This window comes from Arthrobacter sp. NicSoilB11 (genome assembly GCF_019977375.1).
Taxonomy (GTDB): domain Bacteria; phylum Actinomycetota; class Actinomycetes; order Actinomycetales; family Micrococcaceae; genus Arthrobacter.
Genome location: NZ_AP024658.1, coordinates 19500 through 36034, shown reverse-complemented (window position 1 = coordinate 36034; position 16535 = coordinate 19500). Strand labels below are relative to the sequence as shown.

At 66.5% G+C, this 16535-nt stretch carries 9 protein-coding genes and 3 pseudogenes; 6 read left to right on the top strand and 6 right to left on the bottom strand.

What is annotated here, in order from left to right:
• Window positions 1-144: 144 nt before the first annotated feature.
• From LDO14_RS20640 to LDO14_RS20620, 5 genes are all read right to left on the bottom strand, one after another.
• A complete protein-coding gene (locus LDO14_RS20640) occupies window positions 145-2373 on the bottom strand; it encodes an MDR family MFS transporter (protein ID WP_134165618.1) in 2229 nt (742 codons plus the stop codon).
• Complete coding sequence (locus tag LDO14_RS20635) at window positions 2366-2860, bottom strand: MarR family transcriptional regulator (protein ID WP_018769604.1); 495 nt, start codon at window positions 2858-2860, stop codon at window positions 2366-2368. The genes LDO14_RS20640 and LDO14_RS20635 overlap by 8 nt, the downstream gene beginning before the upstream one ends.
• 155 nt (window positions 2861-3015) lie before the next feature.
• Entirely contained in the window at window positions 3016-4704 is a 1689-nt protein-coding gene (locus tag LDO14_RS20630) for a thiamine pyrophosphate-binding protein (RefSeq protein WP_144601266.1), read from the bottom strand.
• Between the two features lie 4 nt (window positions 4705-4708).
• The gene (speB, locus tag LDO14_RS20625; RefSeq protein WP_018769602.1) at window positions 4709-5773 is read right to left on the bottom strand and encodes an agmatinase; all 1065 of its coding nucleotides are present in this window, start codon (window positions 5771-5773) and stop codon (window positions 4709-4711) included.
• 113 nt (window positions 5774-5886) lie between these two features.
• Entirely contained in the window at window positions 5887-6462 is a 576-nt protein-coding gene (locus tag LDO14_RS20620) for a cupin domain-containing protein (RefSeq protein WP_223993938.1), read from the bottom strand.
• A gap of 258 nt (window positions 6463-6720) precedes the next feature.
• On the opposite strand from LDO14_RS20620, the gene LDO14_RS20615 reads away from it, so the two are divergent.
• The gene (locus LDO14_RS20615; RefSeq protein WP_018769600.1) at window positions 6721-8241 is read left to right on the top strand and encodes a sodium:solute symporter; all 1521 of its coding nucleotides are present in this window, start codon (window positions 6721-6723) and stop codon (window positions 8239-8241) included.
• Window positions 8242-8329: 88 nt separating this feature from the next.
• On the opposite strand, the pseudogene LDO14_RS20610 reads toward LDO14_RS20615, so the two are convergent.
• Window positions 8330-9848 (bottom strand): annotated as a pseudogene (locus tag LDO14_RS20610) (sodium:solute symporter).
• A gap of 258 nt (window positions 9849-10106) precedes the next feature.
• Between LDO14_RS20610 and LDO14_RS20605 the strand changes: the two are divergent.
• The 5 genes and pseudogenes from LDO14_RS20605 (at window position 10107) to LDO14_RS20585 (ending at window position 16423) form a co-directional block, all read left to right on the top strand.
• Window positions 10107-10681, top strand: a pseudogene (locus tag LDO14_RS20605) (cupin domain-containing protein).
• Window positions 10682-10794: 113 nt separating this feature from the next.
• Window positions 10795-11859, top strand: a pseudogene (gene speB / locus LDO14_RS20600) (agmatinase).
• A gap of 4 nt (window positions 11860-11863) precedes the next feature.
• Entirely contained in the window at window positions 11864-13552 is a 1689-nt protein-coding gene (locus LDO14_RS20595) for a thiamine pyrophosphate-binding protein (protein ID WP_144601266.1), read from the top strand.
• A gap of 155 nt (window positions 13553-13707) precedes the next feature.
• Window positions 13708-14202, top strand: coding sequence for a MarR family transcriptional regulator (locus LDO14_RS20590; protein WP_018769604.1), 495 nt, complete (start codon window positions 13708-13710; stop codon window positions 14200-14202).
• A complete protein-coding gene (locus tag LDO14_RS20585) occupies window positions 14195-16423 on the top strand; it encodes an MDR family MFS transporter (RefSeq protein WP_134165618.1) in 2229 nt (742 codons plus the stop codon). Before LDO14_RS20590 ends, LDO14_RS20585 begins: the two co-directional genes overlap by 8 nt.
• Window positions 16424-16535 lie beyond the last annotated feature (112 nt).

Below are 16535 nucleotides of genomic sequence, written 5' to 3'. Positions count from 1 at the left end.
GGGCACCATGGGCAGCGGCATTCCCCGCAGTCCGCAGTAGAAGCCGCAGCCCGCACCGGGAAGTGTCTTCCCGGTGCGGGCTGCGGCGTTGGTGTTGCCGGTGCGGGGGGCCGCGCCCTGCTGTCGATGGCCTGCCAGGCGCTGCTAGGAGCCGGCCCCGGCGGACGGAGCCTCGGCTGACAGGGCATCGGCTGACAGGGCATCGGCTGACGGTGCGTCAGGCGCTGCGGCACTGTGCTTCCCGCGCCCTGCCAGGTACAGCGCGGCCGCTGCCTGGATCTTTCGCTCCTTCAGGAGCTTGCGCTGCATCCTGCTGAGCTCTGCCGCGGTGGCCGCCTGCCTGGCCGCCACGTCCTGCTGGGAGCGCAGCTGTTCCTGGATGTCCAGCACCAGGCCGCCCAGTTCCGCCTGCTGGCGGGCCAGCAGGTGCTGGGTGTCCTGCAGTTTCTGCAGGGTGGCGGCGGCGCTGGCCACCGCGTCGGCAGCCTTGTCCATCGTGTCGGCAGAGCGCAGGTCCAGCCCTTCGGAACGGAAGCTCCTGGCGAAGACTTCCTCGAAGTCCTCCGTGGCCACCCGCCCGGACGCCGCGGCAGCAGCGGCAGCACCGCCGTCGTACATCTTGGCCGGCGCTGAACCCAGCCCTGCAGGTGTGGCACTCCTTGCGGGCAGTCCGTTCCCGGGGGCGTTCCCGGCCGGCGGGACCACGGGCAGCTGGCCGGTCATGGCGGTCATTCCGGCTTCGCCGGCGGCGTTGGCCTGCAGTGTGGCCTCGGGGGTGATGTCCACGGTCCTGCGCAGCGGCACCTCCTTGATGAAGATCACGGCGATGAGGGCAACCGCGCTCACGACCGCGGAAATCATGAAGATGCCGGCAGTCGCGTCACCGTAGGCCGCCCGCATGATGTCCGCGACCGGTGCGGGCAGGTCCTTGAGGTCCATGCTGGCGCCGCTGTTGCCGGAAGCCTGGATGCCCAGCTTCGACAGTCCATCGGTGGCCAGGTCCTTGACGTGGTTGGCCATGACGGCGCCCAGGACGGACACGCCGATGGCGCCGCCCACCGAGCGGAAGAACGCGACGGAGGCACTCGCGGAACCGATGTCCTTGGCCTGGACCGTGTTCTGCACGGCGAGGACCAGGTTCTGCATCAGCATGCCCAGGCCGATGCCGAAGATGCCGGTATAAAGGCCGGTCAGCCAGAGTTCGGTGGTGTGGTCCATGGTTCCGGCTAGCGCCAGGCCGCCGATCAGCAGGACGGTGCCGCCGATCAGGAAGCGCTTCCACTTGCCGTAGCGGCTGATCAGCTGGCCGGACAGGACGGAACCGACCAGGTTGCCGGCGATCATGGGCAGGGTCAGCAGGCCCGCCTCGGTGGGCGTGGCGCCGCGGGCCACCTGGTAGTACTGGCCCAGGAAGGTGGAGGAGCCGAACATGGCCACGCCCACGGCAACGGATGCCACGATGGCCAGCGCGGTGGTGCGTTCGGAGATGATCTTCAGCGGGATGATCGGCTGCGAGACCTTGGATTCAACCAGGACCAGCAGTGCGAGCAGGAGGACGCCGCCGCCCACCATTACCGCGGTCTGCCAGGACCACCAGTCGTAATAGTCGGCTTTGCCTGCGAAGGAGACCCAGACCAGGAGCAGGCTGACGCCGGAGGTGAGCAGGATGGCACCGAGCCAGTCGATCTTGGCCGGGCGCTTGATGTGCGGAACCTTGAGCGTGACCTGGAGCAGGATCAGGGCGACGACGGCGAGCGGCACGCAGACGAAGAACGTCCAGCGCCAGCCAAGCGAGCTGTCCACGATGAAGCCGCCCAGCAGCGGTCCGCCGGCGGTACCGACGGCCATGACGGCACCCATGTAGCCGGAGTACTTGCCGCGTTCACGCGGCGGAATGATGGAGCCGATGATCGCCTGGGCCAGGGCAGTCAGCCCACCCATGGCGATGCCCTGGATCACGCGGGCGGTGAGCAGGAACGGGATGTTTTCGGAGAAGCCTGCCATCACCGAGCCGGCCACGAAAATCACGATGCTGAGCTGGACCAGGACCTTTTTGTCGAAGAGGTCGGCGAGCTTGCCCCAGATGGGGGTGGTTGCTGCGTTGGCCAGCAGCGCGGCTGTGATGACCCACGCGAAGTCGGTCTGGGTGCCCTTGAGCTCGGACATGATGGTGGGCAGCGCGTTGGCCACGATGGTGCTGCTGAGGATTGCGGTAAAGAAGGCAGCGAGGAGACCGGTCAGGGCCTCCATGATCTGCCGGTGGTTCATGGGTGCGCCGGGTTCGTGGCGCTTGGATTGCCGCGACTCCTGTTTGGCGCTGCGTTGGCGCTGGCGCTCCTGTTCCTGGTCCGCGGCGGCGGTGACGTTAGCCATTAATGGACTCCTGCGTTTCGTGTTCAATGGTGGTTCCGGCCGCCCTTGCCCGGATGGAATTCTTCAGGGATGTGGTGAGCTTGCTCAGCATCGCGGCTGTTGCCACGGCGTCGTCCTCGTTCCAGTCGGCGAGGTAGGCCTGCAGGGTCTCCGCCCGGTGCCGCACCAACTCCGCAAGCTTTTCCTTGCCGCGCGGGGAGAGTGCCAACAGCTGGGCCCGGCCGTCGTCCGGATCCGGGGTGCGGACCACCAGGCCCGCGTCCGCCAGCTCCGCCACATGCCGGCTCAGCACCGGAGGGCTGACCCCCAGCCGCTCAGCCAGGTGCGCGGCACGGGTCTCCCCTTCGCCGATGAACTTGAGCACGCCCTGGAGGGCGATGCCCGTGTCCTGGCCCTTGATGTTGATCATGGTGACGCAGCGCAATGCGCGCTGGAGGTCATAGATGTTGCTGACGAGGTCGGCTGCAGTGGCCGGTGCGACAGACATGATCCTCCCTAAAGAATTAGTTGCTGCAAGCAACTGTATCAGGAAAAGGTTGCTTAGGGAAACGAAGTTGTTGCCGCTGGCGCTTAAACACACACGCTCCCCCACTTCAGCCGTTGTGGCAGAAGTGAGGGAGCGTGTGAGCGTTATTGGCTACATCAGTCGCCCAGGTGGGTGGGCCCGAACATCTTCAAAAGCGTCTCAACCACGACGACGTTGGGCCCGTCCCCGGCGAAGCCCGCCTTCAGCGCGTCCCCCACATCCTCCGGGGCAACCCGGGTGGCGGGAATGCCGAAGGACTCGGCAAGCCTGACGAAGTCCGGGCGGGCCAGTTCGGTAGCGGTTGCCTTGCCGAAGGCACCCACCATGTATTCACGCAGGATGCCGTAGCCGCCGTCGTCCACGATCAGCCAGGTGACCGGCACGTTGTGCTGTTTCGCCGTAGCCAGTTCGGCGATGGAATACATCGAGGAGCCATCGCCGGACACGGCGAGTACCCGGCCCGGCCTCCCCTGGGTTTCCAATCCCACGGCCGCTCCAATGGCGCCGGGAAACGCGAAGCCCAGGCCGCCGGCGCCCTGGGCTGAGTGGAACTGCCCCTGCCGCGCGTCCCAGCAGGACCAGCCCCAGTAGGCGGCGATGGTCATGTCCCAGAAGGTCTGCATGTCCGCCGGCACGGCCTCGCGGATGTCGGCCATGAACTTCAGTTCCTTGCCCAGGTCCTGGGATTCCAGCCGGGCACGGACCTTGGCGAGCGATTCCTGCACCAGCGACTCCGGCGTGGCGCCATGCCAGTCCGGGGCCGCGGCCCTGCCGGGCTGCAGTGCTTCATCAAGAGCTGCGAGCGCCTGCCCGGCGTCGGCACGGATGCCAAGGCCAGGCCGGTTGGATTCCAGCACCCGCGGTTCGGCGTCGATCTGGATGATCCGCCCGCGTGGTTCGAACGTGAAGTAGTTGGACGTCACCTCGCCCAGCGAGGAGCCGATCACCACCAGGACGTCGGCGTCCTCCAGGACGTCGGTCATGTAGCGGTCCTCGATCCAGGCCTGGAGGGACAACTCGTGGTTCCAGGGGAACGCGCCATTGCCGCCCGGCGTGCAAATCACGGGAGCGCGGAGTTTCTCCGCGATGGACAGCAGGGACTTCTCCGCCTTGCCGCGGCGGGTGCCGCCTCCTGCAATGATTGCCGGGCGCCTGGCTGCTTCCAGCCACTTCACGGCCTCCCGCACCAGTTCGATCCGCGGCGGGTTGTCCGCTGCCTCCGCCAAGGCATCCTCCACTGGAGGCACCATGATGGGATCCAGCAGCACGTTTTGCGGAATCTCCAGCCAGACCGGGCCCTGCGGTGAGGAGATGGCCTCGGTCCAGGCGTCCTGGATGGCGGACGGGATGCCCGAGGCATGCTGGATCAGGCGCTGGCTCTTGGTTACGTTCGCCGCCGACGCCTTCTGGTCATCAAGCTGGTGCAGCATGCCCTTGCGCCGGGCACCCAGCCCCTCCAGGGGAATCTGGCTGGCCACCACCACCATGGGCACACCCGTGGCGTAAGCCTCCTGTAGGCCGGCCAGGGACGTCAGCGCGCCGGGGCCGGTGGACAGGAACAGCACGCCCACTTCCCCGGTGGCGCGGGAGTAGCCGTCCGCGGCAAAGGCGCTGTTGTTCTCGATCCGGGAGGAGACGAAGTGCAGGTTGCCGCGTCCCATCGCGTCGAACAGTCCCAGGGCATGCTGCCCCGGGATGCCGAACACCGTCTTGGCACCCAACGCTTCGAGGGTCTCGACGACGAGGTCCCCGCCATTGCGGGCACCCCTTCCCTCCGCGGGGGCGGGTGCCGCCAGTTCGGTCACCGCCCTACTCCTTGGTGGCCGCGGCGAAGCCGGCGGGACGGCGGGCCTCCTGGCCCAGGGCCTGCGCCTGGTAGCCCGTTTCGGCTCCGAAGCGGCTCCCGGGAACGGCATTGTCCGCCATGAGGGTCACCAGTTCGTACGCCACGTGGCTGGCGGCAACACCGGTAATTTCGGCATGGTCGTAGGCGGGCGCTACTTCAACGACGTCGGCCCCCACCAGGTTCATGCCGCGGAAGCCGCGGATGATCTCCAGGAGTTCGCGGCTAGTGATGCCGCCTGCTTCCGGCGTGCCGGTGCCCGGTGCGTGTGCCGGATCCAGGACGTCAATGTCCACCGAGATGTAGAGCGGGCGGTTGCCGATCCGGTCGCGGACCTTGGCGACGGTTTCCAGCACGCCCTGATAGTAGACGTCCGCTGAAGTGACAATGCCAAACCCAAAGCGGTGGTCGTCGTCGAGATCCTTCTTGCCGTAGAGCGGGCCGCGGGTGCCGATGTGGCTGATGGCTTCAGTGTCCAGGATGCCTTCCTCCACCGCGCGGCGGAAGGGCGTGCCATGGGTGTATTCGGCGCCGAAGTAGGTGTCCCAGGTGTCCAGGTGGGCATCGAAGTGGAGCATGGCAATGGGCCCGCCGGCGCGCTCGGCAGCGGCCCGCAGCAGCGGCAGCGCGATGGTGTGGTCCCCGCCCAGGGTCAACAGCTTGCTCCCGGCGGCGGTGAGGTCCAGCGCGTTCTGCTGGATGGTTTCGATGGCTTCGTTGATGTGGAACGGGTTGACGGCCATGTCGCCGGCGTCGGCCACCTGGATGTTCTCGAACGGGCTGACATCCCAGGCGGGATTGTAGGGACGCAGCAGCCGGCTGGCCTCGCGGACATGGTTGGCGCCGAAACGGGCCCCGGGGCGGTAGGAAACACCTGAATCGAACGGCACCCCCACCACGGTCACGTCAGCCTTGGCCACCTGGTCCAGGCGGGGAAGACGGGCATAGGTGGCAGCTCCGGCATAGCGGGGAATCCGGGATGAATCGATAGGGCCAAGGTTGCCGTTGGCTTCAATGCGCAGCTCTTCCAATGGAGGCCTCTCCTTCGAGGAGGTAAGGGACAGGTGTGACTGCAATCATACACTCCTGTTTCCCTTAGAGCATCAGGTGTTTACCAAACCTGCCCCCGAACCCCGAGGACAAGTCAGCGGCTGGCGGCGGGCACCAGGACCCAGAGCACCTCTACGGGCTTGTCCGTGGGGTTGGCCCAGGTATGGGGTTCGCGGCCGGGAAAGGTTACGGTGTCGCCGGCGCTCAGGTCGTATTCCTCGTTGGTGAGGATCAGCTTGATGGACCCCTTGATCACATGCAGCACATCCACGTCGCAGTCCACCGCATAGAGCTCGGACTCGCCGCGGCCGTGCGGCTCGATCACGGCCTGGATGATCTGGACCCTGCGCTCCGAGCGCGCCGTCAGGAGCCGCTCCACGATGCCCTGGCCGCCGAGCGAAATCCGGGGGCCGTCGTTCCGCTTGGTCAAGTGGGTCTCGGGTGCCGCAAAAAGGTCGCCAATGGAAATGGACAGGACCTGGCAGAGCGTCACCAGTGAGGCCACCGACGGTGAGGTCAGGTCCCGCTCCACCCTGCTGAGGAAACCCTTTGTCAGGCCGGTGGCATCGGCAACCTGCTCGATGGTGAGCCGCTGGGACTGCCGGGCGGCCCGGATCCTTGAGCCGATGGCAACAGGGACGTTACTGGGCTCAACTGGCAGTGCCTTCATCTACGAACCTTTCATGGCCGGCAGTCCGGCTCCACTCTCGAGCCATACTAATCTGCGGCGCTTTTGTGACACGCGCATGCCACACGGGAGCGGCACCGGCGTTCCGATCCTTGACTGTTGCAGCCGTCACACTCTAGTCTTTGGAAACTCCTGTTGCCTATAAGGCAATACCAGGAACCCCTCTCCGTTCGTCCGCGGCGGTGCCGGGCGCCGTCGCCCCCGGCACCACACCCGGCCCACAGCTCCAAGGAGCCAACTATGGATGCAAGTGCCATCAACATCGCCATCGTGGTGGTGTATCTGCTCGCAATGCTGGCCTTCGGCTGGTGGGGCAAATCCCGCACCAGGAACAACAGCGACTTCCTCGTTGCCGGCCGTCGCCTGGGACCGTTCCTGTACACCGGGACCATGGCCGCCGTCGTCCTCGGCGGGGCGTCCACGGTGGGCGGCGTGGGCCTTGGCTACAAGTTCGGCATCTCCGGCATGTGGCTGGTGGTGGCCATTGGCGCCGGCGTCCTGCTGCTGAGCCTTCTCTTCGCCGGGACCATCCAGAAACTGAAGATCTACACCGTGTCCCAGATGCTCACCCTCCGCTACGGGAGCAAGGCCACCCAAGCCTCCGGCATCGTCATGCTCGCGTACACGTTGATGCTCTGCGCCACGTCAACCGGCGCCTATGCCACCATCTTCGTCGTGCTGTTCAACCTGGACCGGGCGCTGGCCATCGCCATCGGCGGCGCGATCGTCCTGGTGTACTCCACCATCGGCGGCATGTGGTCCATCACCCTTGCGGACCAGGTCCAGTTCGTGATCAAGACGGTGGGCATCTTCTTCCTCATGCTCCCCTTCACCCTGAACGCCGCGGGCGGCCTCGACGGGATCCGCAGCCGCGTGGATGCCAGCTTCTTCCAGATGGACGGCATCGGCGTCCAGACGATCATCACCTACTTCGTCGTCTACACCCTGGGCCTGCTGATCGGCCAGGACATCTGGCAGCGCGTGTTCACCGCCAAGACCCCAAGGGTGGCCCGTTGGGGCGGCGCCACCGCAGGCATCTACTGCATCCTCTACGGCGTGGCCGGTGCGCTGATCGGCATGGCCGCCAACGTGGCCCTGGCCAACGTCAAGATCGCGGCGAAGGACGACGTCTACGCCGAGGTGGCCCAGAACCTGCTCCCCGTCGGCATCGGCGGACTGGTCCTGGCCGCCGCCGTGGCTGCCATGATGTCCACCGCGTCCGGCGCCCTCATCGCCGCCGCCACCGTTGCCCGTGCCGACGTCCTGCCGTTCGTTGCCGGCTGGTTCGGCAAGGACGTCAACACCGGCGACACCGAAAACCCGGAACACGACGTCAAGGCCAACCGCATCTGGGTCCTGGCGCTGGGCATTGTGGCCATCGTCATCGCCATCATCACCAAGGACGTGGTAGCGGCCCTGACCATTGCCTACGACATCCTGGTGGGCGGCCTGCTGGTGGCCATCCTGGGCGGCCTGGTGTGGAAGCGAGGCACCGGCGTTGCTGCCGCCGCGTCCATGGCTGTCGGGTCGGTCATCACCCTCGGCACCATGATCATCCTGGAAGTGAACGCCAAGGCCCCGCTGGACGGGATATACGCCAACGAGCCCATCTACTACGGCCTGATCGCCTCCGCGGTTGTCTACATCACGGCTTCGCTGCTCACCCGCCCCACGGACCCCGCCGTCATGCGGGCCTGGCAGCTTCGTGTTGCCGGCCAGGAGCCGGAAGAAGCGCCCGAGGAAGTCCTCGCCGGCCGCTGACCTGACCAAGCATTAAGCACGACGGCGGCGCCTCCTTTCGCATTCACGCGCAAGGAGGCGCCGCCGTCGTGCTTAATGCTTGGTCAGGTCAGCGGCCGGCGAGGACTTCCTCGGGCGCTTCTTCCGGCTCCTGGCCGGCAACACGAAGCTGCCAGGCCCGCATGACGGCGGGGTCCGTGGGGCGGGTGAGCAGCGAAGCCGTGATGTAGACAACCGCGGAGGCGATCAGGCCGTAGTAGATGGGCTCGTTGGCGTATATCCCGTCCAGCGGGGCCTTGGCGTTCACTTCCAGGATGATCATGGTGCCGAGGGTGATGACCGACCCGACAGCCATGGACGCGCGGCAGCAACGCCGGTGCCTCGCTTCCACACCAGGCCGCCCAGGATGGCCACCAGCAGGCCGCCCACCAGGATGTCGTAGGCAATGGTCAGGGCCGCTACCACGTCCTTGGTGATGATGGCGATGACGATGGCCACAATGCCCAGCGCCAGGACCCAGATGCGGTTGGCCTTGACGTCGTGTTCCGGGTTTTCGGTGTCGCCGGTGTTGACGTCCTTGCCGAACCAGCCGGCAACGAACGGCAGGACGTCGGCACGGGCAACGGTGGCGGCGGCGATGAGGGCGCCGGACGCGGTGGACATCATGGCAGCCACGGCGGCGGCCAGGACCAGTCCGCCGATGCCGACGGGGAGCAGGTTCTGGGCCACCTCGGCGTAGACGTCGTCCTTCGCCGCGATCTTGACGTTGGCCAGGGCCACGTTGGCGGCCATGCCGATCAGCGCACCGGCCACGCCGTAGAGGATGCAGTAGATGCCTGCGGTGGCGCCGCCCCAACGGGCCACCCTTGGGGTCTTGGCGGTGAACACGCGCTGCCAGATGTCCTGGCCGATCAGCAGGCCCAGGGTGTAGACGACGAAGTAGGTGATGATCGTCTGGACGCCGATGCCGTCCATCTGGAAGAAGCTGGCATCCACGCGGCTGCGGATCCCGTCGAGGCCGCCCGCGGCGTTCAGGGTGAAGGGGAGCATGAGGAAGAAGATGCCCACCGTCTTGATCACGAACTGGACCTGGTCCGCAAGGGTGATGGACCACATGCCGCCGATGGTGGAGTACACCAGGACGATCGCGCCGCCGATGGCGATGGCCAGCGCCCGGTCCAGGTTGAACAGCACGACGAAGATGGTGGCATAGGCGCCGGTTGACGTGGCGCAGAGCATCAACGTGTACGCGAGCATGACGATGCCGGAGGCTTGGGTGGCCTTGCTCCCGTAGCGGAGGGTGAGCATCTGGGACACGGTGTAGATCTTCAGTTTCTGGATGGTCCCGGCGAAGAGAAGGCTCAGCAGCAGGACGCCGGCGCCAATGGCCACCACCAGCCACATGCCGGAGATGCCGAACTTGTAGCCAAGGCCACGCCGCCCACCGTGGACGCCCCGCCGAGGACGACGGCGGCCATGGTCCCGGTGTACAGGAACGGTCCCAGGCGACGGCCGGCAACGAGGAAGTCGCTGTTGTTCCTGGTGCGGGATTTGCCCCACCAGCCGAAGGCCAGCATTGCGAGCAGATACACCACCACGATGGCGATGTTGATGGCACTTGCATCCATAGTTGGCTCCTTGGAGCTGTGGGCCGGGTGTGGTGCCGGGGGCGACGGCGCCCGGCACCGCCGCGGACGAACGGAGAGGGGTTCCTGGTATTGCCTTATAGGCAACAGGAGTTTCCAAAGACTAGAGTGTGACGGCTGCAACAGTCAAGGATCGGAACGCCGGTGCCGCTCCCGTGTGGCATGCGCGTGTCACAAAAGCGCCGCAGATTAGTATGGCTCGAGAGTGGAGCCGGACTGCCGGCCATGAAAGGTTCGTAGATGAAGGCACTGCCAGTTGAGCCAGTAACGTCCCTGTTGCCATCGGCTCAAGGATCCGGGCCGCCCGGCAGTCCCAGCGGCTCACCATCGAGCAGGTTGCCGATGCCACCGGCCTGACAAAGGGTTTCCTCAGCAGGGTGGAGCGGGACCTGACCTCACCGTCGGTGGCCTCACTGGTGACGCTCTGCCAGGTCCTGTCCATTTCCATTGGCGACCTTTTTGCGGCACCCGAGACCCACTTGACCAAGCGGAACGACGGCCCCCGGATTTCGCTCGGCGGCCAGGGCATCGTGGAGCGGCTCCTGACGGCGCGCTCGGAGCGCAGGGTCCAGATCATCCAGGCCGTGATCGAGCCGCACGGCCGCGGCGAGTCCGAGCTCTATGCGGTGGACTGCGACGTGGATGTGCTGCATGTGATCAAGGGGTCCATCAAGCTGATCCTCACCAACGAGGAATACGACCTGAGCGCCGGCGACACCGTAACCTTTCCCGGCCGCGAACCCCATACCTGGGCCAACCCCACGGACAAGCCCGTAGAGGTGCTCTGGGTCCTGGTGCCCGCCGCCAGCCGCTGACTTGTCCTCGGGGTTCGGGGGCAGGTTTGGTAAACACCTGATGCTCTAAGGGAAACAGGAGTGTATGATTGCAGTCACACCTGTCCCTTACCTCCTCGAAGGAGAGGCCTCCATTGGAAGAGCTGCGCATTGAAGCCAACGGCAACCTTGGCCCTATCGATTCATCCCGGATTCCCCGCTATGCCGGAGCTGCCACCTATGCCCGTCTTCCCCGCCTGGACCAGGTGGCCAAGGCTGACGTGACCGTGGTGGGGGTGCCGTTCGATTCAGGTGTTTCCTACCGCCCCGGGGCCCGTTTCGGCGCCAACCATGTCCGCGAGGCCAGCCGGCTGCTGCGTCCCTACAATCCCGCCTGGGATGTCAGCCCGTTCGAGAACATCCAGGTGGCCGACGCCGGCGACATGGCCGTCAACCCGTTCCACATCAACGAAGCCATCGAAACCATCCAGCAGAACGCGCTGGACCTCACCGCCGCCGGGAGCAAGCTGTTGACCCTGGGCGGGGACCACACCATCGCGCTGCCCGCTGCTGCGGGCCGCTGCCGAGCGCGCCGTGCGGGCCCATTGCCATGCTCCACTTCGATGCCCACCTGGACACCTGGGACACCTACTTCGGCGCCGAATACACCCATGGCACGCCCTTCCGCCGCGCGGTGGAGGAAGGCATCCTGGACACTGAAGCCATCAGCCACATCGGCACCCGCGGCCGCTCTACGGCAAGAAGGATCTCGACGACGACCACCGCTTTGGGTTTGGCATTGTCACTTCAGCGGACGTCTACTATCAGGGCGTGCTGGAAACCGTCGCCAAGGTCCGCGACCGGATCGGCAACCGCCGCTCTACATCTCGGTGGACATTGACGTCCTGGATCCGCGCACCGCACCGGGCACCGGCACGCCGGAAGCAGGCGGCATCACTAGCCGCGAAACTCCTGGAGAATCATCCGCGGCTTCCGCGGCATGAACCTGGTGGGGGCCGACGTCGTTGAAGTAGCGCCCGCCTACGACCATGCCGAAATTACCGGTGTTGCCGCCAGCCACGTGGCGTACGAACTGGTGACTCATGGCGGACAATGCCGTTCCCGGGAGCCGCTTCGGAGCCGAAACGGGCTACCAGGCGCAGGCCCTGGGCCAGGAGGCCCGCCGTCCCGCCGGCTTCGCCGCGGCCACCAAGGAGTAGGGCGGTGACCGAACTGGCGGCACCCGCCCCCGCGGAGGGAAGGGGTGCCCGCAATGGCGGGGACCTCGTCGTCGAGACCCTCGAAGCGTTGGGTGCCAAGACGGTGTTCGGCATCCCGGGGCAGCATGCCCTGGGACTGTTCGACGCGATGGGACGCGGCAACCTGCACTTCGTCTCCTCCCGGATCGAGAACAACAGCGCCTTTGCCGCGGACGGCTACTCCCGCGCCACCGGGGAAGTGGGCGTGCTGTTCCTGTCCACCGGCCCCGGCGCGCTGACGTCCCTGGCCGGCCTACAGGAGGCTTACGCCACGGGTGTGCCCATGGTGGTGGTGGCCAGCCAGATTCCCCTGGAGGGGCTGGGTGCCCGGCGCAAGGGCATGCTGCACCAGCTTGATGACCAGAAGGCGTCGGCGGCGAACGTAACCAAGAGCCAGCGCCTGATCCAGCATGCCTCGGGCATCCCGTCCGCCATCCAGGACGCCTGGACCGAGGCCATCTCCTCACCGCAGGGCCCGGTCTGGCTGGAGATTCCGCAAAACGTGCTGCTGGATCCCATCATGGTGCCTCCAGTGGAGGATGCCTTGGCGGAGGCAGCGGACAACCCGCCGCGGATCGAACTGGTGCGGGAGGCCGTGAAGTGGCTGGAAGCAGCCAGGCGCCCGGCAATCATTGCAGGAGGCGGCACCCGCCGCGGCAAGGCGGAGAAGTCCCTGCTGTCCATCGCGGAGAAACTCCGCGCTCCCGTGATTTGCACGCCGGGCGGCAATGGCGCGTTCCCCTGGAACCACGAGTTGTCCCTCCAGGCCTGGATCGAGGACCGCTACATGACCGACGTCCTGGAGGACGCCGACGTCCTGGTGGTGATCGGCTCCTCGCTGGGCGAGGTGACGTCCAACTACTTCACGTTCGAACCACGCGGGCGGATCATCCAGATCGACGCCGAACCGCGGGTGCTGGAATCCAACCGGCCTGGCCTTGGCATCCGTGCCGACGCCGGGCAGGCGCTCGCAGCTCTTGATGAAGCACTGCAGCCCGGCAGGGCCGCGGCCCCGGACTGGCATGGCGCCACGCCGGAGTCGCTGGTGCAGGAATCGCTCGCCAAGGTCCGTGCCCGGCTGGAATCCCAGGACCTGGGCAAGGAACTGAAGTTCATGGCCGACATCCGCGAGGCCGTGCCGGCGGACATGCAGACCTTCTGGGACATGACCATCGCCGCCTACTGGGGCTGGTCCTGCTGGGACGCGCGGCAGGGGCAGTTCCACTCAGCCCAGGGCGCCGGCGGCCTGGGCTTCGCGTTTCCCGGCGCCATTGGAGCGGCCGTGGGATTGGAAACCCAGGGGAGGCCGGGCCGGGTACTCGCCGTGTCCGGCGATGGCTCCTCGATGTATTCCATCGCCGAACTGGCTACGGCGAAACAGCACAACGTGCCGGTCACCTGGCTGATCGTGGACGACGGCGGCTACGGCATCCTGCGTGAATACATGGTGGGTGCCTTCGGCAAGGCAACCGCTACCGAACTGGCCCGCCCGGACTTCGTCAGGCTTGCCGAGTCCTTCGGCATTCCCGCCACCCGGGTTGCCCCGGAGGATGTGGGGGACGCGCTGAAGGCGGGCTTCGCCGGGGACGGGCCCAACGTCGTCGTGGTTGAGACGCTTTTGAAGATGTTCGGGCCCACCCACCTGGGCGACTGATGTAGCCAATAACGCTCACACGCTCCCTCACTTCTGCCACAACGGCTGAAGTGGGGGAGCGTGTGTGTTTAAGCGCCAGCGGCAACAACTTCGTTTCCCTAAGCAACCTTTTCCTGATACAGTTGCTTGCAGCAACTAATTCTTTAGGGAGGATCATGTCTGTCGCACCGGCCACTGCAGCCGACCTCGTCAGCAACATCTATGACCTCCAGCGCGCATTGCGCTGCGTCACCATGATCAACATCAAGGGCCAGGACACGGGCATCGCCCTCCAGGGCGTGCTCAAGTTCATCGGCGAAGGGGAGACCCGTGCCGCGCACCTGGCTGAGCGGCTGGGGGTCAGCCCTCCGGTGCTGAGCCGGCATGTGGCGGAGCTGGCGGACGCGGGCCTGGTGGTCCGCACCCCGGATCCGGACGACGGCCGGGCCCAGCTGTTGGCACTCTCCCCGCGCGGCAAGGAAAAGCTTGCGGAGTTGGTGCGGCACCGGGCGGAGACCCTGCAGGCCTACCTCGCCGACTGGAACGAGGACGACGCCGTGGCAACAGCCGCGATGCTGAGCAAGCTCACCACATCCCTGAAGAATTCCATCCGGGCAAGGGCGGCCGGAACCACCATTGAACACGAAACGCAGGAGTCCATTAATGGCTAACGTCACCGCCGCCGCGGACCAGGAACAGGAGCGCCAGCGCCAACGCAGCGCCAAACAGGAGTCGCGGCAATCCAAGCGCCACGAACCCGGCGCACCCATGAACCACCGGCAGATCATGGAGGCCCTGACCGGTCTCCTCGCTGCCTTCTTTACCGCAATCCTCAGCAGCACCATCGTGGCCAACGCGCTGCCCACCATCATGTCCGAGCTCAAGGGCACCCAGACCGACTTCGCGTGGGTCATCACAGCCGCGCTGCTGGCCAACGCAGCAACCACCCCCATCTGGGGCAAGCTCGCCGACCTCTTCGACAAAAAGGTCCTGGTCCAGCTCAGCATCGTGATTTTCGTGGCCGGCTCGGTGATGGCAGGCTTCTCCGAAAACATCCCGTTCCTGCTCACCGCCCGCGTGATCCAGGGCATCGCCATGGGTGGGCTGACTGCCCTGGCCCAGGCGATCATCGGCTCCATCATTCCGCCGCGTGAACGCGGCAAGTACTCCGGCTACATGGGTGCCGTCATGGCCGTCGGTACCGCCGGCGGACCGCTGCTGGGCGGCTTCATCGTGGACAGCTCGCTTGGCTGGCGCTGGACGTTCTTCGTCTGCGTGCCGCTCGCCGTCGTCGCCCTGATCCTGCTCCAGGTCACGCTCAAGGTTCCGCACATCAAGCGCCCGGCCAAGATCGACTGGCTCGGTGCCATCCTGCTCACCTCCGGCGTCAGCCTGCTCCTGGTCTGGGTCTCCTTCGCAGGCAAAGCCGACTATTACGACTGGTGGTCCTGGCAGACCGCGGTAATGGTGGGCGGCGGCGTCCTCCTGCTCGCACTGCTGGTCCTGGTTGAATCCAAGGTCTCGCAGCCGATCATCCCGCTGAAGATCATCTCCGAACGCACCACCGCGCTGGCCATCGTGGCATCCGTTGCCGTGGGCGTGGCCATGTTCGGCTCCTCCACCTTCCTGGGCCAGTACTACCAGGTGGCCCGCGGCGCCACGCCCACCGAGGCGGGCCTGCTGACCCTGCCCATGATCGCCGGCAACCTGGTCGGTTCCGTCCTGTCCGGCCAGCTGATCAGCCGCTACGGCAAGTGGAAGCGCTTCCTGATCGGCGGCACCGTCCTGCTGATCGGCGGCCTGGCGCTAGCCGGAACCATGGACCACACCACCGAACTCTGGCTGACCGGCCTTTATACCGGCATCTTCGGCATCGGCCTGGGCATGCTGATGCAGAACCTGGTCCTCGCCGTGCAGAACACGGTCCAGGCCAAGGACATCGGTTCCGCGAGTGCCTCCGTCGCGTTCTTCCGCTCGGTGGGCGGCGCCATCGGCGTGTCCGTCCTGGGCGCCGTCATGGCCAACCACGTCAAGGACCTGGCCACCGATGGACTGTCGAAGCTGGGCATCCAGGCTTCCGGCAACAGCGGCGCCAGCATGGACCTCAAGGACCTGCCCGCACCGGTCGCGGACATCATGCGGGCGGCCTACGGTGACGCGACTGCCGGCATCTTCATGATTTCCGCGGTCGTGAGCGCGGTTGCCCTCATCGCCGTGATCTTCATCAAGGAGGTGCCGCTGCGCAGGACCGTGGACATCACCCCCGAGGCCACACTGCAGGCCAACGCCGCCGGCGAAGCCGGAATGACCGCCATGACCGGCCAGCTGCCCGTGGTCCCGCCGGCCGGGAACGCCCCCGGGAACGGACTGCCCGCAAGGAGTGCCACACCTGCAGGGCTGGGTTCAGCGCCGGCCAAGATGTACGACGGCGGTGCTGCCGCTGCTGCCGCGGCGTCCGGGCGGGTGGCCACGGAGGACTTCGAGGAAGTCTTCGCCAGGAGCTTCCGTTCCGAAGGGCTGGACCTGCGCTCTGCCGACACGATGGACAAGGCTGCCGACGCGGTGGCCAGCGCCGCCGCCACCCTGCAGAAACTGCAGGACACCCAGCACCTGCTGGCCCGCCAGCAGGCGGAACTGGGCGGCCTGGTGCTGGACATCCAGGAACAGCTGCGCTCCCAGCAGGACGTGGCGGCCAGGCAGGCGGCCACCGCGGCAGAGCTCAGCAGGATGCAGCGCAAGCTCCTGAAGGAGCGAAAGATCCAGGCAGCGGCCGCGCTGTACCTGGCAGGGCGCGGGAAGCACAGTGCCGCAGCGCCTGACGCACCGTCAGCCGATGCCCTGTCAGCCGATGCCCTGTCAGCCGAGGCTCCGTCCGCCGGGGCCGGCTCCTAGCAGCGCCTGGCAGGCCATCGACAGCAGGGCGCGGCCCCCCGCACCGGCAACACCAACGCCGCAGCCCGCACCGGGAAGACACTTCCCGGTGCGGGCTGCGGCTTCTACTGCG

Coding starts and splice junctions, on each gene's coding strand:
- LDO14_RS20640 (WP_134165618.1), bottom strand. CDS start 2,373: ATGGCTAACGTCACCGCCGCCGCGGACCAGGAACAGGAGCGCCAGCGC.
- LDO14_RS20635 (WP_018769604.1), bottom strand. CDS start 2,860: ATGTCTGTCGCACCGGCCACTGCAGCCGACCTCGTCAGCAACATCTAT.
- LDO14_RS20620 (WP_223993938.1), bottom strand. CDS start 6,462: ATGAAGGCACTGCCAGTTGAGCCCAGTAACGTCCCTGTTGCCATCGGC.
- LDO14_RS20615 (WP_018769600.1), top strand. CDS start 6,721: ATGGATGCAAGTGCCATCAACATCGCCATCGTGGTGGTGTATCTGCTC.
- LDO14_RS20590 (WP_018769604.1), top strand. CDS start 13,708: ATGTCTGTCGCACCGGCCACTGCAGCCGACCTCGTCAGCAACATCTAT.
- LDO14_RS20585 (WP_134165618.1), top strand. CDS start 14,195: ATGGCTAACGTCACCGCCGCCGCGGACCAGGAACAGGAGCGCCAGCGC.